The organism is Actinoplanes ianthinogenes (genome assembly GCF_018324205.1).
GTDB classification, from domain to species: Bacteria; Actinomycetota; Actinomycetes; order Mycobacteriales; family Micromonosporaceae; genus Actinoplanes; species Actinoplanes ianthinogenes.
The window spans coordinates 49,210-75,440 of the sequence record NZ_AP023356.1 but is presented as its reverse complement, the minus strand read 5'-3'; the positions used below and the strand labels follow the sequence as shown (position 1 = coordinate 75,440).

At 72.3% G+C, this 26,231-nt stretch carries 25 protein-coding genes and 1 riboswitch; of the genes, 15 read left to right on the top strand and 10 right to left on the bottom strand.

Annotated elements, in window-relative coordinates:
• Positions 1–60: 60 nt before the first annotated feature.
• The 3 genes from Aiant_RS00365 to Aiant_RS00355 all read left to right on the top strand — a co-directional run bounded on the left by Aiant_RS00365 (position 61) and on the right by Aiant_RS00355 (position 2,873).
• Entirely contained in the window at positions 61–579 is a 519-nt protein-coding gene (locus Aiant_RS00365) for a GNAT family N-acetyltransferase (RefSeq protein ID WP_189334173.1), read from the top strand.
• Between the two features lie 159 nt (positions 580–738).
• Entirely contained in the window at positions 739–1,764 is a 1,026-nt protein-coding gene (locus Aiant_RS00360; RefSeq protein ID WP_189334174.1) for a hypothetical protein, read from the top strand.
• Between the two features lie 32 nt (positions 1,765–1,796).
• On the top strand, positions 1,797–2,873 hold the full coding sequence (locus tag Aiant_RS00355; protein WP_189334175.1) for a lysylphosphatidylglycerol synthase transmembrane domain-containing protein: 1,077 nt from the start codon (positions 1,797–1,799) through the stop codon (positions 2,871–2,873).
• Here Aiant_RS00355 and Aiant_RS00350 read toward each other — a convergent pair.
• Entirely contained in the window at positions 2,796–3,857 is a 1,062-nt protein-coding gene (locus Aiant_RS00350; protein ID WP_189334176.1) for a 5-aminoimidazole-4-carboxamide ribonucleotide transformylase, read from the bottom strand. The genes Aiant_RS00355 and Aiant_RS00350 overlap by 78 nt on opposite strands.
• A 29-nt stretch (positions 3,858–3,886) precedes the next feature.
• Positions 3,887–3,972, bottom strand: a riboswitch (ZMP/ZTP riboswitch).
• Positions 3,973–4,051: 79 nt separating this feature from the next.
• On the opposite strand from Aiant_RS00350, the gene Aiant_RS00345 reads away from it, so the two are divergent.
• Complete coding sequence (locus Aiant_RS00345) at positions 4,052–4,909, top strand: ATP-binding protein (protein WP_189334177.1); 858 nt, start codon at positions 4,052–4,054, stop codon at positions 4,907–4,909.
• A complete protein-coding gene (locus Aiant_RS00340; protein WP_189334178.1) occupies positions 4,906–5,262 on the top strand; it encodes an STAS domain-containing protein in 357 nt (118 codons plus the stop codon). The genes Aiant_RS00345 and Aiant_RS00340 overlap by 4 nt, the downstream gene beginning before the upstream one ends.
• Here the strand turns inward: Aiant_RS00340 and Aiant_RS00335 are convergent.
• Positions 5,246–5,971 (bottom strand): STAS domain-containing protein, encoded by a 726-nt coding sequence (locus Aiant_RS00335; protein ID WP_189334179.1) that lies wholly within the window; start codon positions 5,969–5,971, stop codon positions 5,246–5,248. The genes Aiant_RS00340 and Aiant_RS00335 overlap by 17 nt on opposite strands.
• 185 nt (positions 5,972–6,156) lie before the next feature.
• Here Aiant_RS00335 and Aiant_RS00330 point away from each other — a divergent pair, with 185 nt between their 5' ends.
• Both Aiant_RS00330 and Aiant_RS00325 read left to right on the top strand, forming a co-directional pair.
• Entirely contained in the window at positions 6,157–7,110 is a 954-nt protein-coding gene (locus Aiant_RS00330) for a helix-turn-helix domain-containing protein (protein WP_189334180.1), read from the top strand.
• Positions 7,107–8,051, top strand: coding sequence for a helix-turn-helix transcriptional regulator (locus Aiant_RS00325; protein ID WP_189334181.1), 945 nt, complete (start codon positions 7,107–7,109; stop codon positions 8,049–8,051). The genes Aiant_RS00330 and Aiant_RS00325 overlap by 4 nt, the downstream gene beginning before the upstream one ends.
• 61 nt (positions 8,052–8,112) lie before the next feature.
• Here Aiant_RS00325 and Aiant_RS00320 read toward each other — a convergent pair whose 3' ends face one another.
• From Aiant_RS00320 to Aiant_RS00310, 3 genes are all read right to left on the bottom strand, one after another.
• Positions 8,113–9,162, bottom strand: a complete 1,050-nt coding sequence (locus Aiant_RS00320) for a VWA domain-containing protein (RefSeq protein WP_189334182.1) — start codon at positions 9,160–9,162, stop codon at positions 8,113–8,115.
• Positions 9,163–9,450: 288 nt separating this feature from the next.
• The gene (locus tag Aiant_RS00315) at positions 9,451–10,044 is read right to left on the bottom strand and encodes a hypothetical protein (protein ID WP_189334183.1); all 594 of its coding nucleotides are present in this window, start codon (positions 10,042–10,044) and stop codon (positions 9,451–9,453) included.
• Between the two features lie 157 nt (positions 10,045–10,201).
• A complete protein-coding gene (locus Aiant_RS00310) occupies positions 10,202–12,289 on the bottom strand; it encodes a M14 family zinc carboxypeptidase (RefSeq protein WP_189334184.1) in 2,088 nt (695 codons plus the stop codon).
• Between the two features lie 218 nt (positions 12,290–12,507).
• Here Aiant_RS00310 and Aiant_RS00305 point away from each other — a divergent pair, with 218 nt between their 5' ends.
• The 5 genes from Aiant_RS00305 (at position 12,508) to Aiant_RS00285 (ending at position 16,934) form a co-directional block, all read left to right on the top strand.
• Positions 12,508–13,290 carry a GTP pyrophosphokinase gene (locus Aiant_RS00305; protein WP_189334185.1) on the top strand — a complete coding sequence of 261 codons (783 nt, stop codon included), beginning with the start codon at positions 12,508–12,510 and terminating at the stop codon, positions 13,288–13,290.
• Between the two features lie 111 nt (positions 13,291–13,401).
• Complete coding sequence (locus Aiant_RS00300; RefSeq protein ID WP_189334186.1) at positions 13,402–14,769, top strand: outer membrane protein assembly factor BamB family protein; 1,368 nt, start codon at positions 13,402–13,404, stop codon at positions 14,767–14,769.
• A gap of 8 nt (positions 14,770–14,777) precedes the next feature.
• Positions 14,778–15,668, top strand: a complete 891-nt coding sequence (locus tag Aiant_RS00295) for a hypothetical protein (RefSeq protein ID WP_189334187.1) — start codon at positions 14,778–14,780, stop codon at positions 15,666–15,668.
• Between the two features lie 315 nt (positions 15,669–15,983).
• Complete coding sequence (locus tag Aiant_RS00290; protein WP_189334188.1) at positions 15,984–16,379, top strand: hypothetical protein; 396 nt, start codon at positions 15,984–15,986, stop codon at positions 16,377–16,379.
• A 129-nt stretch (positions 16,380–16,508) separates the two neighbouring features.
• The gene (locus Aiant_RS00285; RefSeq protein ID WP_189334189.1) at positions 16,509–16,934 is read left to right on the top strand and encodes a hypothetical protein; all 426 of its coding nucleotides are present in this window, start codon (positions 16,509–16,511) and stop codon (positions 16,932–16,934) included.
• 69 nt (positions 16,935–17,003) lie between these two features.
• On the opposite strand, the gene Aiant_RS00280 is transcribed toward Aiant_RS00285, so the two are convergent.
• Positions 17,004–18,533 carry a ricin-type beta-trefoil lectin domain protein gene (locus tag Aiant_RS00280; RefSeq protein WP_212846874.1) on the bottom strand — a complete coding sequence of 510 codons (1,530 nt, stop codon included), beginning with the start codon at positions 18,531–18,533 and terminating at the stop codon, positions 17,004–17,006.
• Between the two features lie 119 nt (positions 18,534–18,652).
• Between Aiant_RS00280 and Aiant_RS45340 the strand changes: the two genes are divergently transcribed.
• On the top strand, positions 18,653–20,452 hold the full coding sequence (locus tag Aiant_RS45340; protein WP_229830890.1) for a glycoside hydrolase family 43 protein: 1,800 nt from the start codon (positions 18,653–18,655) through the stop codon (positions 20,450–20,452).
• On the opposite strand, the gene Aiant_RS00265 is transcribed toward Aiant_RS45340, so the two are convergent.
• The 4 genes from Aiant_RS00265 to Aiant_RS00250 all read right to left on the bottom strand — a co-directional run bounded on the left by Aiant_RS00265 (position 20,449) and on the right by Aiant_RS00250 (position 24,220).
• On the bottom strand, positions 20,449–21,357 hold the full coding sequence (locus Aiant_RS00265) for a sigma-70 family RNA polymerase sigma factor (RefSeq protein WP_229830891.1): 909 nt from the start codon (positions 21,355–21,357) through the stop codon (positions 20,449–20,451). The genes Aiant_RS45340 and Aiant_RS00265 overlap by 4 nt on opposite strands.
• Positions 21,336–22,223, bottom strand: coding sequence for an alpha/beta hydrolase (locus Aiant_RS00260; RefSeq protein WP_189334191.1), 888 nt, complete (start codon positions 22,221–22,223; stop codon positions 21,336–21,338). The genes Aiant_RS00265 and Aiant_RS00260 overlap by 22 nt, the downstream gene beginning before the upstream one ends.
• Positions 22,224–22,297: 74 nt before the next feature.
• Positions 22,298–22,948 carry an HAD family hydrolase gene (locus Aiant_RS00255; RefSeq protein ID WP_212846872.1) on the bottom strand — a complete coding sequence of 217 codons (651 nt, stop codon included), beginning with the start codon at positions 22,946–22,948 and terminating at the stop codon, positions 22,298–22,300.
• 87 nt (positions 22,949–23,035) lie between these two features.
• Positions 23,036–24,220: an alpha/beta hydrolase family protein gene (locus Aiant_RS00250; protein WP_189334192.1), complete on the bottom strand. Its 1,185-nt coding sequence runs from the start codon at positions 24,218–24,220 to the stop codon at positions 23,036–23,038.
• A gap of 163 nt (positions 24,221–24,383) precedes the next feature.
• On the opposite strand from Aiant_RS00250, the gene Aiant_RS00245 reads away from it, so the two are divergent.
• Both Aiant_RS00245 and Aiant_RS00240 read left to right on the top strand, forming a co-directional pair.
• Positions 24,384–25,565, top strand: coding sequence for a sensor histidine kinase (locus Aiant_RS00245; protein ID WP_229830893.1), 1,182 nt, complete (start codon positions 24,384–24,386; stop codon positions 25,563–25,565).
• Entirely contained in the window at positions 25,553–26,194 is a 642-nt protein-coding gene (locus Aiant_RS00240) for a response regulator transcription factor (RefSeq protein ID WP_189334194.1), read from the top strand. Before Aiant_RS00245 ends, Aiant_RS00240 begins: the two co-directional genes overlap by 13 nt.
• The last annotated feature ends 37 nt before the right edge of the window (positions 26,195–26,231 follow it).

Sequence of the window (26,231 nt, the reverse complement as noted above, 5' to 3'; positions counted from 1 at the left end):
GGGTCCTCGCGACCCGGTCCGATCCGGCGCTTGAGATCGGAAGACGACTAGATTTGCCGGATGCCTGAGTTGATCCTGCCGACGGTCCGCCTGCGTGACGCCTTTCTGGAGTGCGCCGACGAGTGGGGGCCGGGACTGCACGAGGACGGCTTCGGCATCCGGGCCGACGACGACCTGCGATCACCGGAGGGATTTGCCGCCTGGGTGCACCGGCTGGTCCGGCTGACCCACGGCGCCGGGGAGGCCTGCCCCGACGAGAAGCACGGGTCGCCGCGGTGGATCGTGGAGGAGGGGCGGGTTCAGGGCGGGATCGTGCTGCGGCATCAGTTCGACGACGACTTCGGGCAGATCGGCTACGGCATCCGGGCGTCGGCGCGCCGCCGGGGGCTGGCCGGCTGGGCATTGGGCGAGATGCTCGTCGAGGCCCGGACGGTGCTGGGCCTCGACCGTGTCCTCGTGCCGTGCCTCGCCGACAACGTCGCCTCGGCCAGGACGATCGAGAGCCGTGGCGGAGTCCTCGAAGGGATCCGCCACTTCGACGGCTTCTCCGTCCGGCGCTACTGGATCGCGCTGACCTGACCCGCGCCCGGCCGGACCGCGGTGTAGCCGGGGCGGGAGCCCGGCGGACCCGCCGGGCCAGGGTGGCGCGGGTCGCATACAAAGCGAACGCTCGTTCTTGACATGGGAGGGCTGGGCTTCGACACTAAAAACGAATAGTCGTTCTCTTAGGGGGTCGAGATGCCCACCACCGACACCGAGCACTCGCCGTGGCCCCGGGTGGCCGGCGCCGTCGCCCTGCTCACGGTGATCATCAGTGTGCTGCTCACCGCGTTCGCCTGGCCGTCGGTCCGCTCGTCGGTGCACGACGTGCCGATCGCCGTGGCCGGCCCGGCCGCCGCGGCCCAGCAGGTCGTCGCCGCCCTCGACCAGCGCGCCCCGGGCGGGTTCGCGATCACCCGGGTCGACAGCACCGTGGCCGCCGAGCAGCTGATCCGCGACCGCGAGGTCTACGGCGCGATCGACCTCAGCACCGGGACACCGCAGGTCATCACGGCCTCGGCGGGCAGCGCCACGATCGCCCAGACGCTCCAGTCGATCGCCACCGGGCTGAGTCAGGCGCGGAGCGGCGCCGCGCCGGCGGTCACCACCCGCGACCTCGTGCCGCTGCCCGCCGACGACCCGCGCGGCGCGGGCCTGTCCGCCGGGGCGCTGCCGCTGGTGATGGGCGGCCTGCTCGCCGCGGTCCTGCTCACCAACCTGATCAAGGGCGCTGCCCGCCGGGTCGCCGGCGCGCTCGCCTTCGCCGTCACCGGCGGCCTGGCGATGGCCGCGATCCTCCAGTTCTGGTTCGGCTCCCTGGACGGCGCCTACCTGCTCAACGCCGGGGTCATCGCTCTGACCGTCGGGGCCACGTCGATGACCCTGCTCGGGCTGGAGTCGCTGCTCGGCTACGCCGGGTTCGCCCTCGGCGGCGTGCTGATGATGCTGGTCGGCAACCCGTTCTCCGGGGCGACCTCGGCGCCCGAGATGCTGCCCGGCTGGGGCGGCGCCCTCGGTCAGCTGCTGCCGCCGGGTGCGGGTGGTCAACTGCTGCGCTCGACCGCGTTCTTCGACGGGAGCGGGGCGATCCACCCGGTCGTCGTGCTGTGCTCCTGGCTGGTCGCCGGGGTGCTGCTCTGCCTGGCGGGCGGCGTGCGGGCGCGCCGGCGTACCGAAAACGCGGCGGCCGTGAGCGAAGCGGTCACGGAGCCGGTCGCGGTCTGAACCTGCCTGATCCGTTGCCGGGGTGATGAGTCATGCGCATTGATCGTGGCCGGATCCGGCTGGCTGTCGTGCTCCTGCTGGCGGCGGTGTTCGCCGCCGAGCTGGTCCTGGCCTGGCCGTCGCTGGCTGCGGCGCTCCGCGAGCTGCGGGCGCCGCGGCCCGGCTGGGTGGCGCTCGCGCTGCTCGCCGGGATCGGCGCGATGAACGCCTATGCCCGGATGCAGCGGCGGCTGCTGCGGTCGGCCGGGGTGCGGGCGCCGCTGTACCGGCACGCGGCGCTCGCCTACGCGGCGCACTCGCTCAACGAGACGCTGCCCGGTGGGCCGGCCTTCTCCACCCGGTTCAACTACCAGCAGATGCGGCGGTTCGGGGCCACGCCGGCCGTCGCCTCGTGGGCGATCGCGCTGTCCGGGATCCTCTCCGCGGCGGCGCTCGCGGCCGTGACCGCGGGCGCCGCGATCGCCGGGGACGGACGGCCCGCCTGGTCCGGCCTGGCCCTGCTCGGCGGGCTGATCCTGCTGCTCACGCTGGGGATCCGGCAGGCCGCGCGGCGGCCGGAGCGGGTGGAGCGGGCGGCCCGTGCCGTGCTGGGCCGCGTCCCGTGGCTCCGGCGCCGGGAGGCCGCCGTCGCCGACTTCCTCCGGCAGTTGCGGGCGGCCCGGCTCACGCCCGGGCACGCGGCCGCGGCCGGCGCCTACGCGGTGCTGAACTGGCTGCTCGACGCCGCCTGCCTGTGGCTGTGCTTCCGGGCGATCGGCGGCGGGCAGATCAGTGTCACCCAGCTGCTGCTGGCGTTCTGCGCGGCCTACGCGGCCGGGACGATCACCATCGTGCCGGGCGGGCTCGGCGTCATCGACAGCGCGCTGATCCTCGGCCTGCTCGCCGGTGGGGTCGGCACCAGCACCGCGATCGCGACCGTGGTGCTCTACCGGATCATCAGCTTCGGCTTCATCATCGGCGCCGGTTGGGTGGCGTGGTCGGTGCTCCGCCGCCGCAGCCGATCAGTGCCTATGCCTTCCAGGAGAGGCCGGTCAGTGGCGGAACAGCCGGACCCCGGTCCGGATCAGGGTGATGCCCCGCTTCCGGCACTCGTCGGCGACCTCCGCTGAGCGCAGCGAACCACCCGGCTCGGCGATGTGACGGACACCGTGCCGGGCGGCCACCTCGACGTTGTCGGCGAACGGCAGCGCGCCGTCGGACACGAACGCGACCCCGTCCAGGCTGCCCAGCCACGCGGCCCGCTCGTCGGCGGTCAGCGCCTCGACGGCCTGGAGCTGCTGGGCGATCCGGTCCTGCACCCGGGTGGCGGTGCGGTCGTGCCGGACGGCGGGGTGGCGCCGCAGCCACCAGGTGTCGGCCTTGTCGCCGGCGATGCGGGTGCAGTCGATCCGGGACTGCTGGCCCGCGCCGATCCCCAGGGTCATCCCGTCGCGGACATAGACGACCGAATTCGACTGGGTGTACCGCGCGGTGATCGACCCGAGGAGCAGGTCCTCCGAGCCGGCGAACAGGTCGCGGGTCAGCGGGGCCTCGTCGCGCGGCTGGGTGAGGCGCAGGCCGTACACCTCCCGGACCTCGACCGGTGGCGGCCGGACGCCGGGGTCGGCCTCGACCACCAGGAACCCGCCGTTCTTCTTCGCCGACAGGGTGGCCACGACGCCCTCCTCGAAGCCGGGCGCGACGACGCCGTCCGCGACGACCCGGCGCAGCAGGTCGGCCAGTTCGGCGTCGACCGGCTCGGAGACGGCGAGGAAGTCACCGTAGGAACTCTTCGGATCGGCGTCCCGGGCACGGACGTAGGCGCTGGTCAGCGGCCCGGTGCCGGCCGGATCGAGCTGGTAGGTGGCGGCCGTGACGGCATCCAGCGGGCCGGAGGTCGCGGCGCCGGCGGGGGAGACGTGCTTGACCGAGGCGGCGGCCGGGCGGCCGAGCGCGGTCGCGGCCTCCCGGATGAGCTGCCAGCCGGCGACGGCGTCGAGAACGTTGATGTAGGACGGCTCGCCGTGCACGAACCGGAACGGCTGGTGTGCCGGGTCGACGGTGGTGAGGGTGGCCGGCCGCTGGTGCGGGTTCATGCCGTAGCGAAGCTTCATGTCGCCTCCGATCGCAGGTGAACTGCTGCCGGAGGCGCCCAGGCGGTCGGCGCCACACTGTCCCGATCGGCCGGTCCCCGGTGGTGCTCCACCCTCGCCAGTAGCGGCCGTCCGCAGCATAGCGTGCGATGGCGGCCGCGCTGCCGGGCGTACGAAAAGCGGAATGTCTTTTATGTGTGGTTTTCTGATGATGAATGACCGTGGTGAGGGCCGCGACCGCCGCCGCTCGGCGCCGTTGTATCGATGTGGAGCCTCCCTACCTCTTCGACCATTACGACCCGTCCCGGGGCGCCGGAGTCGACGTCGGGCTCGACGTGGACAGTTCGGTGCTCACCCTCGCCGTGCACGGCACCTGGGGGAACCGCCTCTGTCACGACACGCACACGGCGGTCCGCAAGTGCCTGAGCGAGCACCCCGCCACCCTGCTGATCGACCTCCAGGCGCTGGCCGACCCGCGGGCCGCGAGCGTGCCGACCTGGATGACGGCCCGGCGGCTGGGCGTGCCGATGCGGCCGCCGGTCGAGGTCATGGTGTGCGTGCCGGAGGACAGCCCGCTCGCGGGGCGGCTGCACCGGCTCGGCGCGCAGCGATATCTGCCGATGTATCACACCATGTCGCGGGCGCGAGCCGCGGCGGCCGAGCAGATGCCGCTGACCAGCCGGCTCGAGATGCAACTGGCCCCGGAGGACGGCGCCGCGGCGGCGGCCCGGGCGGTGGTCACCAACGCGTGTGCCGCCTGGCGGCTGTCCGAACTCCAGGACCGGGCCCGGCTGGTCACCTCGGAACTCGTACTCAACGCCGTCGAACACGCCGCCACCCCGATCACCATGGTGCTCTCCCGGCGCGGCGACGGCCTGCACCTCGCGGTCGGTGACGGCTCCCCGCGCCTGCCCCAATTGCTCGACGGCTTCCCGGCGCTCCCGGACGGCGCCCCGCCACGGCGTGGGTCCGGGCTGCACGTGGTGCACGCGGCCGCCACCCTCTGGGGCGCCATGCCCACCCGCGAGGGCAAGGTGGTCTGGGCGACGGTCCGGCCCTGGACGCGCCGATGAACACCTTCGTGAGCGGCGGCCCGGCCGACAGCGAGCCGGTGACTCCGGTGACCGCGCTGACCGCCGGTGGCGGCGAGCTGATCATCCGGCTCGCCGGCGAACTCGACGGCACCACCGCGCCCGCACTCGGCGCCCAGCTGGACAGCATGGTCAGCGTCGAACCGGTCCGCAGGGTCGTGGTCGACCTGAGCGACGTGGACTTCTGCGACGCCGCCACTGTCCGGGTCTTCGTGCTGCTGGCCACGGCGCTGACCGGTCGCGGCGGCGCCCTGCGCATTCACGGTGCCCGTCCGCACATCGCCTGGCTGCTGCGCCGGCTCGGGGCCGGCGGCCTGCTCAGCGACCCGTGGTGAGCAGCGCCCAGACGATCTTCCCGGAGGTCAGCGGCAGGGCGCCCCAGTGAGTGCTGGACGCCTCGACCACCCGCAGGCCCCACCCGGGCTGGGGGTGGTCGACGGCCGGCTTCGGCATCCGCAGGGGCATCTGCGAGCTGCGGTCCTGAACGGCGATCCGCAGATAGCGGCCGGTGCACACGGCGGTGACCGAGAAGTCGGTGGCGGCGTGCAGGATCGCGTTGGAGGCCAGTTCGGAGACGATCAGGCGGGCCCGGTCCCGCAGCCGCGGCAGCCCCCACATCAGGCAGGCGTCACCGACGACGCCCCGGGCCGCGGCGGCGCTGCCCGGGACTGGCGCCAGGTGCTCGCAGATCCAGCGGGGGACGTACGCGCGCATCGCGGCCAGCGCCAGCGCCCGATCGTCGTACAGGGCCACGAAGCTGCGGTAGGTGGCGAGGTCCTTGCGGACGTCCGGCCGCGCCGCGTACAGCAGCAGCGGCACACCCCAGTCCGACTCGGCCTTGAACGTCGCGGTGGCGAAGACGCTGAAGCTGGCCGGTTCCACCCGTTCCAGCGCGGACAGGTCCACCAGGACCGCCGTCGGGCACTCGGCGGCCGCCTTGCCCAGGGCGGTACGCACCTCCGGCGCCGTGGTCCTGTCCAGTTCCCCCTCGAACCGGACCGTGACCACGCCGGTCTCCAGGCACCGCTCCACCGTTGTCTGCATCGCCTCAGAAAACTTTCCGTGGTTGTCGGGCTATACCTGCAACTTTCGCCATCGCGCCGGTCCCGGACTACGCAAAAAACGAAGCTCGCCCGTAGGAGTTGCCGCGTACGCGAACCGTCGCGCTCGCCGGATTGCCCGCACGTCGCCGTGCGGCGCACCCTTGGTGAGGGTCGGGGAGGTGCCGGGTGATCGTCGTGTCGGATCCGCGCCGGGTGGAGGTCCGCACTCGTGACCGGGATGTCGCGGTCACGGCGGTCAACCAGGTGATCCCGCACGAGGCGCGGGTCGCGGTGACGGCCGGCCACGACGTTGACCTGACTTTCCGGGCGGTGAGTTACGGCGCCCTGTCGGCGCTGCGGATACGACTGGCCGGCGTGCACTACGCGGGCAGCGGGCCGATCATGCCCACGCTGTTGGCCGGTGTCGTCACCGAGGGGCGGTCCATTGCCCGCACACCCCAGGGTGAGCTGGTGTGCGGCCCGCAGGACGGGGTGGTGTACCCGGAAGGGTTACCGTTCGGCGCGGACCATCACCACACCGCCCAGCAGTTCCTCACCGTCCCCGCGGCGCTGGCGGCGGAGCTGGCCGAGGCTCCCGGCCTGCGATTCCAGTTCGGCGGCCCGGTGTCGGAGGCGAAGCGCAAATTCTGGGCGCGGACCGTCGCGTTCCTGTCCGGCGAGCTCACCGCCTCGGACGTCGTCCACCCGCCACTCGTCGTCGAGCAGTTTCTCCGGCAGGCGGTGGCCGCGATGGTGACCGTCTTCCCGAACACTACGATGACCGCCGCGTACGTGCCCGGCCCGGGCCGGGCCGAACCGGCGGTGGTCCGGCGCGCCGTGGAGTTCATGGAGACGCACGCGGACCAGCCGCTGACCGTCACCCGGATCGCCACCGTGGCCGGGACCGGCCCGCGCAGCCTCCAGGAGGCGTTCCGCCGGCACCTGGGCAGCACCCCGCTGTCCCACCTGCGCCGCATCCGGCTCGACCGGGCCCACCAGGAGTTGCTGGCGGGCGGGGACACGGTCGAACGGATCGCCCGCCGGTGGGGTTTCGCCGATCCCGGCCGGTTCGCCGGCTACTACCGCGCGGCCTACGGCCGGACACCCGGCCGGACGCTGCGCTGCCGAGAGGTGACGTGATCAGAGTCTTCGAGACCAGCGATCTCGACGAGGCCCGAGACATGCTGCAACGCGCCTACTCCCGGGTCCGGCTCCGGGCCGGCAGCCCGACACACCGGATGCGGCTGGCCCAGGCCGAGGTCGGTGCGGTCGAGCTGCACCACGTCACTTTCGGGATGCGGTTCGTCGCCCACTTCGAACCGGGCGGCATGATCCCGATCGGCCGGCAGGTCGCCGGCTCGGTGACTCAGCGGTCCGGTCGGGACGTCATCGACAGCCTGCCCGGCGGGCTGTTCGTGGGCGCCCAGCCGGACCGTGGCCTGCACGCCCGGGTCGACGGCTACGAGGGGGAGTTCGCCCGCTTCCCACCCGAGCTGTTCTCCCAGGTGGCCGCCACCGCGCCGAGCCGGACACCGCAACCGGTCCGGTTCACCGGCTATCACCCGCTGTCCGTCCAGGCCGCGGTGACCTGGAACAAGACCTTCGACTACGTGCTCGACGCGGTGGTCGGCCTGGACGCCGCCGCGGAGCCGCTGGTGATCGGCTCCGCCGCCCGGATGCTCGCGGTGGTCAGCCTGGCCGCCTTCCCGAACACGGCGCTGCACGAGCCGACCATCGAGGACCGCCACGACGCGCATCCGGCGACCTTGCGCCGGGCGGTGGAGTTCATCGAGCAGAACGCGGAGCGGGACATCACCCCGCTGGACATCGCGGTCGCGGCCCGGGTGACGCTGCGCTCGGTACAGCTGGCGTTCCGGCGGCATCTCGACACGACGCCGACCGCGTACCTGCGGCAGATCCGGATGGAACGGGCACACCGGGAGCTGGTCGACAGCGATCCGGGCGTGACGACGGTGTCGGCCGTCGCCATGCGCTGGGGGTTCGCCAGCCACAGCACGTTCGCCGCCCGGTATCGCAGCGCCTACGGGATCCCGCCGTCGGAGACCCTGCACTGGCGCTGACGGCCGGCCGAAGCGGATCCGGTGACGATCACCGCGGGCGGCAACGGGATGGCCGCGGTCGCTACCCCGCTCGCGGGCGACTCCACCACAGGGCGAGCGCCACACCACTGACCACCAGCAGCGTCCCGGTCAGCACGAACCAGACCGTGGCCTCGACCCGCTGCTCGTGCAGGCCGATCTCGCGCGGCAGCCCGGCGAGCACGTCGTGCAGCCGCCCGGCGTCCTCGGCCCGGAAGTACCGCCCACCGGTGGCCGACGCGACCTGGTTCAGCGACTTCTCGTCGATCTCCATGAACGGCCCCGCCGACGCCGCGCCGCCCGGATCCGGCCCACCGCTGAACGATCCCGCGCCGACCTGCCCGGCGCTGCACACCATCGGGCCCGGCGTGGTCGTGCCGAACCCGATGGTGAACACCCGGATGTGCCGGGCCGCCGCCTCCTGAGCCGCGAGAACCGGATCGACCCCGGTCGTGTTCGACCCGTCGGTGAGCACCACGATGGTGTCCGGCTCGTACTCCGCCGCCGCCGTCGTCGCCGAGACCAGCTCCACCCCGGTCTGCGCGACGTGCGGGTTGTACTCGGCGATCGCGTCGATCGAGGTCAGGATCGCCTGCCCGATCGCGGTGCCGAGCGCGGTCTTCAGGTCGGCGACGGCGCTCATCAGCTCCCGCTTGTCGGTGGTCGGCGCGACCAGCACCGCCGCGGTCCCGGAGAACGCGATCAGCCCGATCCGGGTATCCCCGTCGCTGCGCAGGATGAAGTCACGCGCCGCGTCACCGGCCGCGGCCAGCCGGTTCGGTTTGACGTCGGTCGAGCACATCGACCCGGAGACGTCCACCGCGAGCAGGATCGAGGTGTCGGCCCGCGGCACCGCGACGGTGGTCTGCGGCCGGGCCAGGCTGGTGCCCAGGACCAGCAGCCCGATCAGAAAGAGCGCCGCCGGGATCCGCCGCCGCCACGCCGTCCGGCCGGGAACCGCGGCCCGGATCAGCGCCAGGCTGGAGACGGTCAGCGCGGCCCGCTTACGCCGCCGCCCGAACCACCAGCGCGCCGTGAGCAGCATCGGGACGACCAGGAGAGCGACGAGGGCCCACGGCCAGCTGAGCGACATCACGGGCTCCTTCCGGCCGAGGCGGCGAGCCGTGTAGCGATGGCTGCGCTGGCATCTGCCCCCATGTTCCCTGCCGGAACCGTGACCAAAACGTTGTCATTCAGTTACCGTCCGTTTTGACAAAACAGGACCATCCGCCCGTTCCGGTCCGCTTCCCCTCGGATCCTTCTCCGGTACGCCCAGCCCCTCCCGCCCCCGCACCACCCCGCCGCCGAGCCCCGCCCACCCTCGGCGCGACGCCCGCCGGCCCCCGGACCGCTGCGCGAGCGCCGGGCGGGCTGCCACGTCCTACCGACTCGGAGGCGGCGTCAACTCGGCATGCCGGATCCGGAAGTCACCGCGTGTCACCGTGCCGAACGCGGCGGTGGACAGGCACGGCCCGATCCGGGACGGGCCCCACTCGCCGGCCTCGTTCTGGTCGAAGGTCGCGTCCCAGGTGAAGCCGACCCGGTCCCGGCCCCGCCCGCCGTCCTGCACGCTGAACCCGACCCGCGTGCCGAGCAGGCTCTTCGCGTAGTCGTCGGCGCGGGTGACGATCGCGGTCACCGTGGCGTGCCCCGGGCTGGTCATCAGGCAGTCGACCGCGGCCTCCCACCGGACGGTGACCTTCTCCGAGGCCAGGTAGTGCGCGACGCGCACGGTGCCGGTGGCATCCGCCGGCGAGCCGTGCTCGCCGCCCTCGGCCGGGATCGGCCGGCTCCACGGCGCCGACCGGGCATCGAACTCGAACGAGCGCACATCGGCGTCCGCCCCGAACGGCAGCTCGAACTCCGCCCAGCCGGTCACCCGCGCGGGCCCCCGCTCGGTCGCCCCGGCCGGCGCCGCCGCCCCGGCCATCAGCACCGCGGCCGCCACGGCCACCCATCCCACTGTCTTGCGCATCGTCGTTCCCTTCCGGCCGCCTGGTCGCGGCCTCCTGGGAACTACGTTCGACGATGCGTGACGCGTTTCGATCCCCTCCGAGAGGGAGATCGATCCCTCCAGCGGGTGGATGCCAGAAGCCCCGGCGGATCGGCCGGGGCTTCCGGAAAAGCGAGGGTCAGCGGAGCGTGACCACCGAGGCGTCCTGGGCCTGCTTGGCGACGCGGACCAGTTCGACCAGCCCGCCCGCGTACTCCTGGGACTCGGCGTGCGCCTCGTCGAACGGCGGCTGGAAGCCCATGCCCTCCCACTCCTGGGTGGCCTCGTTCCACCGGTCGTTGCCGACCTCGAAGTCCCAGGCGTCGATGCCCAGCTCGTAGTAGAGCTGGTCGGCCGAGTTCCCCGCGGCCGAGTAGAGCACGTCCGCGACCGGACCGGTGTACGCCGGCCAGGTCACCGTCCCCCGCTCGGACGCGATCGCCCCGACGATCCGGCGCGCGCTGTCCAGGAAGAACTTCGACTCGTCGATCGACGGCCGGGGCAGCGTGACCCGCCCCTGCGCCTTGTACGACCCGGGCGGCCACATGAAGTACCCGCCGTACGAGTGCACGTTCATCGCGAACTTGATGTTCGAGTGCGCCGAGGCCAGCGCGATCACGTTGCCGCTCTCCGCCTCGGACAGCTCGCCGGTCCCGGAGTACACCGTGGACAGGCAGTTGGCGCTGCCACCCACGTACCCGTCGAAGAACGACCCGACCGTGTAGTTCCGGTTCACGTCGACACCCCACTGGTTCCGGTACCGCGGGTCCCGGTTGGCGCCGGTGCAGTGGTTGACCAGGTTCTTGCGCTGGAAGTTGAAGTCGTTGAACGAGTAGTTCGCCCCGTCCGGGTTGACCGTCGGGATGATGAACACGTCCACGTTGTCGACCAGGTCCCGGGTGGCCGGGTCGGTCGCGTAGTTCGCCAGCAGCCGCTCCGCGAACTCCAGCGTCACCAGCGGCGTCGCCCACTCCCGGGCGTGCTCCTGGGAGTACGCCAGCACCCCGATCTTCGACCCGTCGCGCACCTTGCCGATCCGCAGCGCCTGCACGGTCCACGGCTTCTTGGACACCTCGGTGCCCTTGAGCCCGTCGTCGAGCCGCACCGGCGCGACCACCGGCATCGGCAGCCCGGCCGACCCGGCCTCCACGGTGGCCCGGAACTTCTGCGGGTACTTGGCGGTGATGAAGTTGGCGACGTCGTCGGTGGTGCTGATCGTCTTGCCGGCGTCGTCGGTGGCCAGCTTGACGGTCAGGACCCGATCGGCGTACGACGCGGACAGCGGCCGGTTCCTCGCCCCCGGGTCGACCGTGCGCACCTGCACCCCGTTGAACCCCTGGTCGCCGAACTTCACCGACTCGACCACGACCGCCGCCGCGTTCGGGTCACCCAGATAGGCGACCGCGGTCCGCCGGTACCCCTGCGTCTTGTTCGGCAGGTTGATCACGTCGACCAGCTTCGGGTACTGCCGGGCGAGCCGCTTGATCCGCGCGGCGATGTCGGTCGGCGTCATGTATGCCGACACGAAGTCCTTCTGGTACCCGGCCGGCGCGGGCGGCGGAGTCGCGCCCGGCCAGACCGCCGGGGTGACCACGCGGGACTTCCCGCCGAGGCTGGAGGTCGCGGTGACCTGCACCGGCTTGGCCGGCAACGGCTGCGGCAGCGCATAGTGATACTGGTATTCGCCGGAGTCCTCGAACCGGACCAGCGGATAACTGCCGGTGGACCCGTCGGCGGTCGTCCAGGTGACGGTGATCTCGACGTCCGGGTCGTCGGTCGCGGTGGTGGCGACCTCGGTCTGGAGGAACGTGCGGCCCCCGGTGGTCCACCAGTAGGCCTGGAGGAAAGTGAGCGTGTCGGCCGCGGCGGCCAGGCGCGCACGGGACGGTTTCCGGGCGGCGGCGTCGGCCTCGGTCTGGATCAGCTGGACCGGCACCGCCCCGCTCTTGGCCAGCGCGGCGAGTTGCGCGTCGTCGACCACCAGGTCGGCGAGGACCGCGCCCGTGTCGGTCCTCGGTCGCGCGGCCAGGTCGGCGCCGTCGGCGACGAGCCGGTCGAGCGTTGCCTGATCGGGCAGCCGGAACCGGATCAGCGCATGCTCGCCGGAGCTGAGCGAGATGGCTGGTGCGGGGTCGGCGGCGGGTTCCGCGTTCGCCGGTGTCGCGGCGAACGAGAGCCCCAGGACGAGTGCGGCGGCGGTGGCCGCCCCACGGAGTCGGGGTGACATCAAGCCTCCTGGGCATCGAAGGACGTGAGATCCACCCCACCGTCTCGATCGATGACTGTCAACATCGGCACGGCCGCCGGGCACGGCAGGCGGTCAGCTTGCGGCTAATTCCCAGAAATTTCCCGTACGGTCGAAGCGCGCCGGGCAACGCGGAAAGCCGAGCGGCAGTCCGCTACTGTGCCTCGCGGACGTGCCGATAACGGTGGAGGAGCCACCGGATGCACCGAGGAGAGACGGACGTGACCACCGAGCATCCCCGCGCGGGAGACCTCGGCGCGGGTGACCGCCAAGTCGCCCGGGTGCAGCCGGCCGGCGGGCCGTTCGGCACATTGGGTTTCGCCCATCACCCCGAGCCCGAGGTGCTGCACGGGGCGATGGCCGAGTTGAACAAGTTCCTGATGGTGTACAAATTCGGACTCGCCGAGATCGAAACGAAGATCAACATCCTGGCCGAGGAGCTCGCGCACCGCGGCCGCGGTAACCCGATCGAGCACGTCACGCCCCGCCTCAAGTCCCTCGGCAGCATCACCGCGAAAGCGCGCCGGCTCAACTGCCCGCTGCACGTCGACGACCTGCGGACCCGGATCCGCGACATCGCCGGGATCCGGATCGTCTGCGGTTTCGTGCCGGACGTCTACACCGTGGCCCGGATGCTCACCCGGCAGCCGGACGTGCACCTGGTGGTCACCAAGGACTACATCGCCCAGCCGAAGGCGAACGGATATCGCAGCCTGCACCTGATCGTGGAGATCCCGGTCTTCCTGTCCGACCAGGTCGTCGCGGTCCCGGTCGAGGTCCAGCTGCGCACCGTCGCGATGGACTTCTGGGCGAGCCTCGAACACAAGATCTACTACAAGCACGACGCCGACGTGCCCGCCGCCCTGCGCGCCGAGCTGGCCGCCGCCGCCGAGGACGCCGCCCGGCTCGACGAACGCATGCAGCGGCTGCACCACGAGATCCACGGCCCGCGCCTGATCGACGGCGATCACACCCGCACCTGAACCCGACTTCTGACCGTTCGGACGGCCCCGTAGGAGACCGGCCGTTTGGCGATCATTCCGGGGCACGCGATATTCCTCTAACCCGCGACGGACGAGCGGGTGGAGACGAGCATGAACGGACGGTACTGGGCCGCGCTGGCCGCTGCCGGTGTGCTGCTGGCGAGCGGATTCGGGGTCGCCGCACGCCAGGCCGTGCCGGCCGCGAGCGCGCCGGTCTTCGTCGACCCGTGCGCTCCCGCCGACGCGGGCACCGGCCGCGCGGTGCGGCGACTTCCCGCTCCGGTGCGCCTGCCCGGCCGGTTCGGCCCGATCCTGAGCGCGACACTCACCGAGGACGTCGTCCTGCTCGACGTCGGTGTGCCGCTGCGGGCCGGCCCGAACCCGCAGTGGCTGGTCGGACTCGACCCGGACACGCTCGCCGTCCGCTGGCGATGGCGGTACCCGGCCGAACCGGGCCCGGTGACCATCGGGATGGACGACGACTCGTGGGTGAAGGTCGTCGGCGACGTGGCGCTCACGGTGACCGGGGTCTACGGTCGCCGGCCCGTCCTGCACGCGGTGGACCTGCGCACCGGCCGGACCCGGTGGACCGAGCGGTTCCCGGCCGGCGCGCTGCCGGTCGCCGTGGCCGCCGACCGCTGCCTGATCGTCATCAACGCCGAGGCGGGCAACGGGACGCTGGGCCTGTGGGGGATGGACCCGGCGACCGGCCGGGTGGTGTGGCAGGACGGGCCCGCGAAGGAACTGATCTGCACCGTCCCGGCGCGTCCCTGGCTGCTCGGGATGAGTGGTGGTCACCTGGTCCGATACAGTCTCGCCGACGGCACGGTCACCGCGGTGCCGGCACTGCTGACCGGCTGCTCCCCGGTCTGGTTCGCGGACACCCGGCTGGTCGACAGCTTCACCGGCCGCTGGTACTCCGTCGACTGGGCCCGGCCGGCGATCACCGCCATCGGCCCGGCGCCGGTGCGGATCCCGCCCGACACGTACCCGGAGTTCCTCCCGATCGGCGAGGTCGTGGTGGTCGACGACCACGACAAGGCGACCGTGCACGACCGTGACGACGGCACCCTGCTCTGGCAGGAGGCCGGATCCGGCCGGGGTTACTTCACGCGGGCCACCGGGCAGCCGGACGACCGCCTCTTCTTCCGCCGGCATTCGCCGTTCACCGCGGGCAAGGCCACCGTGTCACTCGCTGCGGTGCGGGCCCGCACCGGGCAGACGCTGTGGCAGTCGCCGGAGTGGCCGGGCACCGACGAGTACCCGATCGCCGACCCGCGCACCGGCACGACCCTCGTGCACGTCATGACGACCCGGCAGATCACGGTGGACCAGTTCGAGACCACCGATTCACATCTGTACGCGCTGGACGACACCGGTCGCCCGCTGTGGGACCTCGAGGGCGACGGGTTCAGCGTCGCCGGCCCATGGTTGCTGGCCGAGCAGGGCGGCGTCGTCCGCGGCTTTCGCATCAGTTGAGGAGAACCGTGCCCGATCCCCGTCATCGCCGTCCGACACAGTTCTGGGTCGCCGCCGGTCTGATCGTCGCCGCGGTCAGCGCGCTCGGCACGCTCGTCAGCGCGGTCGCCGACGGCTTCGGTGAGGTCCGGGAGCAGACACAGCCGTCCCCGGCCGGCATCAGTGCGGCGCCCGGCGACGCGCTGCGTGTCTCGGTGCAGGGCACCGGCGCCGGGGACGCGTCCTGTCTGCGGTCCCAGTACGTCGCCCGCGGCGGCCTGCGCGACCTGCGTGGTGATCCGGCACCCCCGGTGGCACTCTTCGGCCCCGACGAGTCGGACGCCTGGTTTGCGGCGCACGGAGCGACCCCCACCGCCGGCACCGTCGTGTTCACCGTGGAGAGTCTGCGCCAGGGCCGCGCGATCCTGCGCGACCTGCGTGCCGTCGTCGACGGCTGGGAGCCGGCCCCGCGCGCCGTCCGGATCGTGCCGACCGGCGGCGGGTGCGGCGCCCATCTCGACATCCAGGATTTCGGTCTCACCTTGCGCGACGTCCGCCGGCCGATCATGACCGTGCCGCAGCACCGGACCAAGGGCTTCCCCTACACGGTCGCCGAGGACGATCCGATCCAGTTCGAGGTCTTCGTGGACCCACCGGCCGGCATCGCCACCTGGCATCTGGAACTGCGCTGGACCTTTGCCGGCGAGGCGCACACGACCCGGCTGCCATCCGGCGCGGGAACGTTCCGCAGCGGGGCCGGACCCGCCTACTGCCCGGAGACCCTTGCTGAGCTGACCGGCACTGAGCTGGCTGGCTCCGCTTCGCCCCGCGGCACTGAGCTTGCTGGCTCCGCTTCGCTCCGCGGCACTGAGCTTGCTGGCTTCGCTTCGCTCCGCGGCAAAACGCCTTGTAACCGGTGAGGAGGCAGGCGATTCTCCGCCGCCCGCACACCCCGCGGGCGTCGGAGAATCGCTTGCCTCCTCACCGGCGGCGTTTTGCGGTGACTGGGGGGTGGTGGGAGTTTCGCCGAGGCGAGTGCAGGGGCAGGCGACTTAACAATCGTTAATTGAGTACTAATAGTTATTGGGTGGGTGTGACGGCGTCCACATGTGTCTCCCTTGTCTGTCTCCTTTGGAATGCTGATATGGTTTCGTCTCGCCGGGAGAAAAAATCTTCCGGCGGACGTGTCATGCCACGGGAAGATCCCCGGGCTGTTCGCAAAGGAACGTTAAAAAATGCGTAAGATTCATGTCGCCGCTCTCGCCGCGACCGTGACCGCCGTGCTCGCTCCCGCCGCGGCCCAGGCCGCTCCCGCCCGCAGCACGGAGATGCTCGGCACCTACGGGTTCGGCCGCGCCGCGGTCATCGGCGACGCCGGGGCGGCCGCCGGGCTGTGGCGCTCACCCACCGTGCGCAGCGGTTTCGCCGGTGACGACCTGACCGTCACGTTCACCCCGCGGACCACGCCGCGGTCCAGCGAGAAGCTGGTCTACACCGCCGCCTTCAACGAGGTCGCCGACGCGCAGGCCGAGTGCCGCCAGGTCGGTGCGGACGGCGTCGCCCGCCGCGTGTGGGTGTCCTTCCGGTGCCAGACCGGCTTCGCGCCGAGCTACACGCTCTACGTGCGCTGACCTTTTCCGCGTTCCGGCGCATGTCGCGCCGGGCGCCATTTCGTTGTGCCGGCCGGAGCCGCGCCTTTCGGGTGGGGCGGCCGCCGCATGCCATTTTTCGACCAACCGATGAACAATTCTGGAGTAACGATGAAGAATATCGCTCTCGGCGCCCTCGCGGGCCTCGGCCTGATTCTCACCGCGGCCTCGCCGGCGGTCGCCGCGGACAACACCTTCGAGCTGGCCGCCGGCCCCGCCTCGGCATACGGCACCTATGACCGCATGATGAGCTTCCCCGAGCGGCCCGTCCCGCCGGTCCGGGTCCAGGGCACCCTGGCGGTGAACAGCCGCAGCCGGTGCGGCGTCGTCCAGATCGCCGGCAACGGTCCGGCCGACGGCATCGTCTGGCGCACGGTGGCCAGCTTGTGCGGCCCGGGCAAGACCAACTTCAGCGCCACCGCCGAGCTGCTCTGGGGCGGTGCCGAGCCGGACGTGCGGGTGTGCGCCGGCAGCACGGTGCGGCGCGCCGAGCGGGGCGGCAACTGTGACGTGCGCACCGCCGCGGTAACCGGCTGACCATGTCACCACCGGAGCCGGCGAGAGCAGCCGGCTCCGGTCGTACCAAAATCGGATTTTGATCTGAATTCAGCCGCGGCGCCACTTCTGGTTGGCGGTGCCGGCGCAGTCCCACAGCTGCAGCTTCGCGCCGTTGCCGTTCACCCAGTCCTTGATGTCGAGGCACTTGTTGGCCTGCGGGTTCACCAGGTCGCCGGCCGCGCTGAGCACCCACTGCTGTGCCGGATTCCCGCTGCACGTCGCGATCTGGATGATCGCCCCGTTGGCCGTCGAGCCCCACGGGACGTCGAGGCACATGTTGTTGCCGGTGCGCAGCGCGCCCCCGGTCGCCTCCCACTTCTGCGCGCCGGTGCCGTTGCAGCCCCACGTCTGCACCTGCACGCCGTCGGAGAAGTTGCTGTTCGGGACGTCGATGCACAGGTTGTTCCAGTTGCTGACCAGGGCGGAGCCGCCGCCGGTGGTGGTCAGGGACAGGCCGTAGACCTGGAGGATCTCGGTGACCGGCTGGAACCACATGGTGCCGCCGCTGGAGCAGTTCCCGGTGCCGCCGGAGGTGACGCCCTGTGCCTGGTTCCCGGAGATCCACGAGCCGCCGGAGTCGCCCGGCTCGGCGCAGGCGTTGCTGCGGCTCAGGCCGGAGACCGCACCCTGGGCGTAATTGATCGTCTCGTTCTTGCCGAGCAGGGTGCCGCAGCGCCAGCCGGTGGTGCGCCCGGACCGGCAGATCGAGCTGCCGATCGCGGCCTCCTGCGAGCCGGCGACCAGCACGTTCCCGCCGGCGTAGTTGTTCACCCAGGGCTGCGAGACCCAGTTGCCGTTGGTCCGCACCCAGGCGTAGTCGTTGCCCGGGAACGACGAGCCGGCGAAGGTGCCCTGCGCCTGGTTGTTGAAGCCGAGCGTGGTGCTCCCGGCGCCGCCGCAGTGACCGGCCGTGACGAAGCCGCCGGCGACCGGGAAGCCGATCGAGCAGAGCACGTTGCCGTTGATCACGTACTGGTCGCCGCCCCGCGTGTCGTACATCGGTCGTGGTTGTTCCTCGGCGGTCCGGACGGTGACCGGCCCGGCGCCGGAGGCGGCGGCGAAGGCGCGCGCGGTCGCCTCGGCGCCCGGTTCGGCGGTGATCACCAGGCGGTTGGCGATGGTGTCGACATACCAGCCGCGGATCGCGTCGGGCGCCTGGGCGCTGTGCTGGTCGAGTGTGGCGCGGGCGGCGGCCAGGTCGCTCTCGCCGCGGCTGACGACGGTGGGTACGGCGCCTTCGGCTCGCACCTCGGCGGCGTCGGCCCGGCTGGTGACCGCGACCGTGAGGCGGGTGGCGCCGGCCGGGATCCAGGCGCCGGCGAAGCGCTTGCCGAGCTTGGCGCGCAGGCGCTTTTCGATCACCGGGGCGGCCGCCTCGGTGGTGAGCCGCTGGGCGATCTGGTCGTCGGTGAGGTGCAGGTCGCGGCGCATCGCAGCGAGCATGCCGGCATCCGGTCCGGCGGCACGCGCGGCGGCGTCCGGTCCGGCAGGGGGCGTGGCGGCTGCCGGTGACGTGACGGTGAGGCCGGCGAGGACCATCGCGCCGGCGAGGAGGGTTGCTGGGAGCGGACGGGGCATGGAACGTCCTTCACGTCGGGGGATGTTGAAGAGAGCGCTCTCGGCTTGATTCTTCGCACGCGTTCGCTCTACTGTCAACAAACCTCAACAAAGAAGTCCGTCAATCTGTGGAGGGCGCCGTGCTCCGGAAACTGGCCGCTGCCGCGTGCCTTCTCGCCCTCCTGCCGGCCGCTCCGGCCCGAGCGGCCCAGACCAGCCTGCGTGCCAGCGACCCGAGCGTGCTGCGGGTCGGCGGCACCTACGTCGGCGTCCAGTCGGTGGGCGACCGCGGCATCGCGGTGCGGCAGGCCTCCTCGACCGGCGGACTGGCCACCGCGGCCGCCCGCACGGTCTGGTCGGACACCGGCGACCTCGGCGAGGTCTGGGCCCCGGAGATCCACTACGACGGCGGGCGGTTCTACATCTACTTCACCGCCGGGCGCGGCGCGGCCCATCGGATGTACGTGATCAGTTCGGCCACCGCGGACTCCGGCTACACCGGCGCGACCCGGATCGCGCTGCCCGACGACCGCTGGGCCATCGACGGCACGATGGTCGTCTTCAACGGGCAGCGGTGGTTCGTCTGGTCCGGCTGGGCCGGCACCACCAACGTCGAACAGAACCTGTACATCGCCCGGATGACCGGCCCGGCCACGGTCACCGGCGCGCGTTACGTGATCTCGCAGCCGCGGGAGAGCTGGGAGCGGGTGGTCGGGAACCCGTACATCAACGAGGCTCCGGAGGCGATCCGAGACCCGGACGGCCGGCTGCACATCGTGTACTCCGCGAACGGCAGCTGGAGCGACCAGTACTGCCTCGGCGAGCTGCGGCTGCGTGCGGGCGGGGATCCGGCGTACGTGTGGGACTGGTACAAGTCGAACGGCTGCCTGTTCGGCTCGAACCGGGCGACCATGATGGCTGGCGGGCTGGGACCCGACGCTGTACGCCAACGGGCCCGGCCACCACAGCTTCGTGCTGCTCAACGGCGACATCGCGACCAGCCCGCCGGCCGGCCCGCGCTTCCCGCTGATGTACCACGCGGTCCCGAAGGGCACGCCGTACACGTGGGCGAACCGCTACTGGTACACCGGCACGTTCTGCTGGTGGGGCAACACCACGTACTCCCGGGCGAACGTTCCCGGGCCGGCGACCGACACCGGGTTCAGTCTGAAGTTCTTCGAATGACCCCGCGCGTCGCACGGTTCCTGGCAGCCTACGGCGAGCGTGGGGTGCGGACGTCCGCAGCGCAGATCCGGCGGTTGGCGAGCGCCGACGGACCGGACGGTCCGCTTCCCGTCGTGCCGGAGGAACTGATCGCGGCAGCCATCGCGTTCGAGGAGCGGTACGGCGGGCTCACCTACCGGCTGGGGCCGCGCGGGGCCGAGATGGAATACGGGCTCGACGGCGAGGCGTACTTCGCGTGGACTCCCGAGCATGGCTGGACGATGCCGGCGATCGTCGACGGTTCCTGGACCTGGGGCCTCGCCGTGCTCCTCGACGGACGGACGATCATGGGCCCGGGGGAGTGGCCGGACCGCGTGATCGACCGCAGCCTGGAGCAGCGGCTGGAGAAGCACGCACTGCTGGCCGAGGTCGCCGGGTGGCCGCACGCCACGTTCGCCCAGACGACCGGCACCGGGGTGATCCCGCAGATCGGCGTGATCGGGATCCCGCCGGTCCCGGAGGCCACCGGCCCCGCCGACCTGTGGTGGTCCGACGAGGATTTCGCCGTGCACCTCACGCTGAACGGCTGGCCGGAGGGCGAGGACAGCTGGGCGGTGCGCTGCTTCGCGCGGTCCGGTCAGCAGCTCCCCGAGGTCATCCGCCGAGTGGAGTGGCGGGGACCGGTCGGCAGCTGGTGCTCACTCTGTCTTCGCTTCCTGCAACCGGGGATGCCGGACTACACGCCACAGGGCGAACCGGGCCACTGCCGCCCTTAGCCGTCCACCGTCGGCGGGAGGCCGAACCGGCCGACCAGGTCGGCGCCGCCGTCGAAGACCAGGATGCGGGCGATCCCGGCGCCGCTCACCGTCAGAACCCCGAGCCCGAAGGCCTTGCCGTCGCGATACGCGGCCGCCGCCGGCTGTCCGTTCGCGACCGTCGGGATCATCCGCCAGTCACCCGGCGACCCGATCACCCCGGTCAGGAACCGCAGGCAGGCCTCCCGCCCGGAGAACCAGGTGCCCGTCCCGGCCAGCTCGATCGCCGCGTCGGTGCGCAGCGCCCGCTCCAACGCCGCGATGTCCGCCCGCTCGAACCCGGCGACGTACTGATCGAGCAGCTCCCGCGCTCGCGGATCGTCCGGCTCGCACCACGCCTCAGGCCGCGGGACCGTCGCCTCCAAGCGGGCCCGCGCCCGTTGCAGGCTGCTCTTCACCGCCGCGACCGTCGTGTCCAGCATGTCCGCCACCTCACCGGCGGGAAAGCCGAGGACCTCCCGCAGGATCAGCACGGCCCGTTGCCGCGGCGGCAGGCATTGCAGGCCGACGATCAGCGCGAGCCGCAGACTCTCCCGGCCGGCGACGACCGTCGCCGGGTCCGCGGCCTCGGGTGTCACGATCTCGTCCGGAATCGGCTCCACCACCGCCCGCCGTCCCCGCTGCCGGATCGCGGTCAGGCAGACGTTGGTCGCGATCCGGTACAGCCACACACGCACCGACGAGCGGCCCTCGAAACCGCCGAACGACTTCCACGCCCGCAGATAGGTCTCCTGCACGACGTCCTCGGCCTCGTCCACCGAACCGAGCATCCGATAGCAGTGCGCCAGCAGCTCCCGCCGGAACGGCCCGGTGCTGACGCTGAACTCGTCGACCGCTTCCGTCATCACCACCGCGCTCCCACCCATGCGGCCATCCGCCGGATCGCGTCGTCCGCCTCCGGCGCCCGGCCCGCCGCCATCTGAAAGGTGTGCAGCATGCCCGGAAAAACATCCATCCGTACGTCCACACCACTGTCCCGGGCCCGCGCGGCGAGCCGCTGCGCGTCACCCAGCAGGGTCTCGTCCCCGCCCACCTGAATGTAGATCGGCCCGAGCCCGGCCAGGTCCGCGTGCACCGGGCTGGCCAGCGGGTCCCGCGGGTCGCCGCCCGGTCCGAGGAACATCCCGGCGAACCGGCGCACCGATTCCCGGTGGAAGAACGGATCCCGGTCCCGGTTGCTGTCATAGGTCTCGCCGTCGGCCGCCATGTCCACCCAGGGCGAGAACGGCATCGCCCCGGCCGGTAGCGGCAACCCCTGATCCCGCGCCCGCAACTGGGTGCTGATCGACAGCCCGCCACCCGCCGAGTCCCCGGTGAACACCACCTGCTCGCCACGGAGCCCCTGATCCAGCAGCCATCGGTAGACCGCTGTCGCGTCGTCCACCTGCGCCGGATGCGTGTGCTGGGGAGCGAGCCGATAGTCGAAGATCAACGCCCGCGCCCCGCTCGCCTTGGCCAGGTGCCCGAAGAGCTTGCGATGGGTGTAGATCGACCCACTGATGAACCCGCCACCGTGCATGCACAGCAGCACCCGGTCCGCCGCACTCCGCTTCGGGGTCACCCACATGGCCGGCAACCCGGCCGCTTCGACCTCGACGTAGTCCACCTCCCGCGGCTCCGCGGTCAGATCACCCCACGCCTCCTCGTCGACCTGCACCGCGTCCGGCTCCACCATGCCCCGGCGTGCCGTCACCCAGTGCCTGCGGACCGCTTCGGATTCCTTGCTCGGCATCGTCTCTCCCTGATTCGGACGGTTCCCGCGAACCGACGACGATGCAGACCACCCCCACCCCGAAAAGGAATCGGTCAGCGGAGCAATCGCTGCCAGGCGTCGAGGTGGGGCAGGACGGCCCGCAGGTCGGGACCGGCCGCCGCGGCGTGGGCGGCGGCCCGGGCGGCCTCGGTCGCGTTGAAGGCGACCGCCAGGCCGACCGACGCGAACAACGGGAGGTCGGAGCGGCTGTCGCCGATGGCCGCGCAACGCTCCGGGGCAACGCCCAGCTCGGCGGCCACGGCCAGGGCGAAGTCGCGCTTGCCCGACTCGTCGAAGGTGGCCGCGACTCCGCCGGTGTAGCGGCCGCCGACGACCTCCAGGCGCGGCCCGCACGACCGGTCGAAGCCGAACCGGTCGCACAGGTGGGCGCCGACCGGCTCCCAGGCCAGCGTGGCCAGGATCGGGACCAGCCGATGCTCGCGGCACCACGCGACGGTCTCGGTGATCCCGTCCACCAGGGGCAGCGACGCCAGGAAGCCGCGCACCTCGCCCGGCGTCCGCTGCGCCCAGCCGCGGGCGTCGATCACGCACACCTCGTCGTTGGTCAGGGTGCCCGACGCGTAACTGTCCTCCGCCTCCCGGACCACCTCGGCATGACCGAGCAGCCCGGCCAGATGCTGCCCGCTGCTGGTCCCCGGCACCAGCGTGCCGTCGACATCGAAGAACACCACCCCGCGAACCACCGCCGAAGGCTATCCGAGGGAAGGCCGCGCGCCGGGTTACGGTCCGCTTCGGCAGGTGAAACCCGATTTCCGGTACGACCGGAGCGCTCAGCCCGCTCGGAGGAGTCGGAGCTCGGGGTACCGAGGGTCGGGAGCGCGGAACAGGCGGCTGGGCCGGTGCCGCAGGTGGTGGTCGAAGAAGGCTCGCAGGCAGGTGCGCTGGAGCATGACGGAGCGTCCCGGGTCGAGGGTGCCGATCTGCTCCATGACCTGCTCGGGGGTCAGGCCGAGCACCGGGGCGAGCTGCGGATAGAACACCTCGCTGTCGTTGAAGGACGCGTGGGTGGAGCCGCTCAGTGTCAGCTCGCGCTTCCAGCCTCGCTGGTTCGCCCAGAACGTGTCCCAGGTGGGATCTTCCGGTTCGGCGCCGTGGTCGCTGCTGAGCAGCAAGAACGGGCGGCCGGAGCCGGCCACGGCGGCAGCGCCGACCAGGGTGCCGTCCAGGTTGACGCCGGCTTTGACCCGTCGGTCGTCGTGCATCGTGGCGGCGGTGGTGCTCCCGCCCAGGGAGTGGCCGAACATGCCGATCCGGTTCAGGTCGAGGGCGCCGCGCAGGATCCCGGGGCCGGCGTTGAGGACGGCCAGCCGGTCGAGGACGAACCGGGTGTCCGCCTCCCGGACCGCGGTGGCCCGCGCGATGACCTGGTCGTCGATCTCGGGCGGGATCGCGCCGGTCTCGACCCGCCCGCCGGGGAATTCCACCTCGGTGGCGTCGTGGGTGTGGTCGATGGTGACGACGATGTAGCCGTGGGCGGCCAACTCCTCGACGAGTGCGGTGCCGGTGCCGCGGTCGCCGCCCAGCCCGGGGGAGTAGAGGATCACCGGTCGCCCGCCGGCTGCCCGGTCCACCGGCGCTCCCGTCCGGGCGTGGGTGGTCGTCGAGCGCACGACGTCGGCGGGGAACCCGAACACCTCGGCGAAGTGCGGGACCGCGCCGGGCGACAGCCACGGCGCCGCCGGATATCCGCGGGTGTCCCGGGCCGGATACCAGAACTGGACCATGATTTCCCGAGCCGGGTGGGACGGCACCCACGGGTCGGCGCGGCTGGTGTCGACCAGATGGAGCGAGACGGTGCCGAGGGCGTGCGGGCCGGTCGGTGCGGGGAGCCGGACTCCGCGGGCGGCCGGCCGGGCGGTGGCGGGTGCGGCGCCGCCGATCAGTGCGAGACCGGAGGTGAGCGCGGCGGCCGTCAGCAGCCGGCGGCGGCTGAGGACCGGGGAGTGTTCGAGCACGGTGAGTCCCTCTTTTCGGGGCGAGCGGGTCGGGATCCACGCTGCCGGGAACCGGCCGTCCTGTCAGTGCGGCGGGCAGCCGGTCCGGGGTGGGGTTTTCCGCACCCCCGAGGGGTGGGCGGGCCCCATGGCCTGCGGGTCGTACGCTCTCTACGGTGATCATGTGACCTGGACCGACGCTTGGCGTGCCACCATCCACACGCTCGCCGGGGTGCCGGCCGGCGTGGTGTCCTTCGTGTTCACCGCGGGCCTGCCGATCGGCGCCGGCTACTGCGCGGCGTGGAGCCTGCTCTACGCGCCCGGCAGCGACGGGATGCTGACCACGCTGTTCGTGGTGCTCACCGTGATCGTCCCGGTGCCGCTGTGGTGGACCGTGCGGCGCCTCTCCGCCTTGCAGCGGCGGCGTTTCCGGCTGCTGCTCGGCGTCGCGATCCCGCCGGGCCGGGACGGAGCCCGCGGCACCTGGCGGCAGCTCGCCTACCACGCGCTGGCGCTGGTCACCGGCGTGCTCGGCGGAGCCGCCGTGGCCACCCTCCTGCTGGCCATGCCCCTGGAGATCGCGGGCGCCTGGGAGGACGGCCGGCCGTTCCCGGTCAGCCTGATGCTGGGCGCGCTCACGCTGCTGGCGGCTCCCTGGGTGGCCCGGGCCCTCGCCCGGGCCGACACGGCCGCGGCCCGGGCGTTGCTCGGTCCCAGCCGCAGCGACACGCTGTCCGCGCGGGTGGAGTCGCTGTCGCGGAGCCGGGCCGACATCGTCGCCGCCACCGACGCCGAGCGCCGCCGCATCGAGCGGGACCTGCACGACGGCGCCCAGCAGCGTCTGGTGGCGCTCGCGATGAACCTCGGGATGGCCCGCGCCGCCCTCGGCGATGCCGCCGACCCGGCCCGGCAGGCGATCGCGGCAGCCCACGACGAAGCCACCGAGGCCCTGGCCGAGCTGCGCGAGTTCGTCCGGGGACTGCACCCGGCCGTGCTCGACTCCCGGGGCCTGGACGCGGCGCTGTCCGGCATCGCCGCCCGCGCGCCGCTGCCGGTCCGGGTCCGCGTCACCGCGACGGACCGCTGCTCGCCGGTCATCGAGGCGATCGCGTACTTCGTCGTCTCCGAGGCTCTCACCAACGTCGCCAAGCACGCCGGCGCGAGCCACGCCGAGGTCACCGTCGACCGGGCCGGCGACCGGCTCCGCGTCGCGGTCAGTGACGACGGCCGGGGCGGCGCCGACCCGGGCGGCGGCGGGTTGCGCGGGCTGGCCCAGCGCGCGGCCTCGGTGGACGGCACGTTCGCCCTGCACAGTCCGCCCGGCGGGCCGACGACGATCACCGTGGAGCTGCCGTGCGCATCGTGATCGGTGAGGACTCGGTGCTGCTGCGGGCCGGCCTGACCAGACTGCTCGCCGACGGCGGCTTCGACGTGGCCGCCGCGGTGCCGGACGCCGGGCTGCTGCTGCGGGCGGTCGCCGAGCACCGCCCCGACCTGGCGCTCATCGACGTGCGCATGCCGCCCACGCACACCGACGAGGGCATCCGTGCCGCGCTCGTAATCCGCCGGCAGTTCCCCGAGATCGCCGTCCTGGTGCTGTCCCAGTTCGTCGAGGAGCGGTACGCCACCGACCTGCTGTCCGTGCAGACCAGCGGCGTGGGATACCTGCTCAAGGACCGGGTGGCGCACGTGTCGGAGTTCCTCGACGCGGTGCGCCGGGTGGCCGCCGGCGGGACGGTGCTCGATCCCGAGGTGGTGGCCCAGCTGCTGGTGCGCCGCCGGGCCGACCCGCTCGATCGGCTCACCCCGCGCGAGACGGAGGTGCTGCGGCTGATGGCCGAGGGGCGTTCGAACGGCGGCATCGTCGAGGCGTTGCAGGTCAGCCACAGCGCGGTCGAGAAGTATGTGAGCAGCATCCTGGCGAAACTCGACCTGCCGCATACCGACACCGGCCACCGGCGGGTCCTCGCCGTCCTCAGGTACCTGCGCGCCTGACGACGGACGGGGCGGCGGCTCAACGCGTACCGAAAAG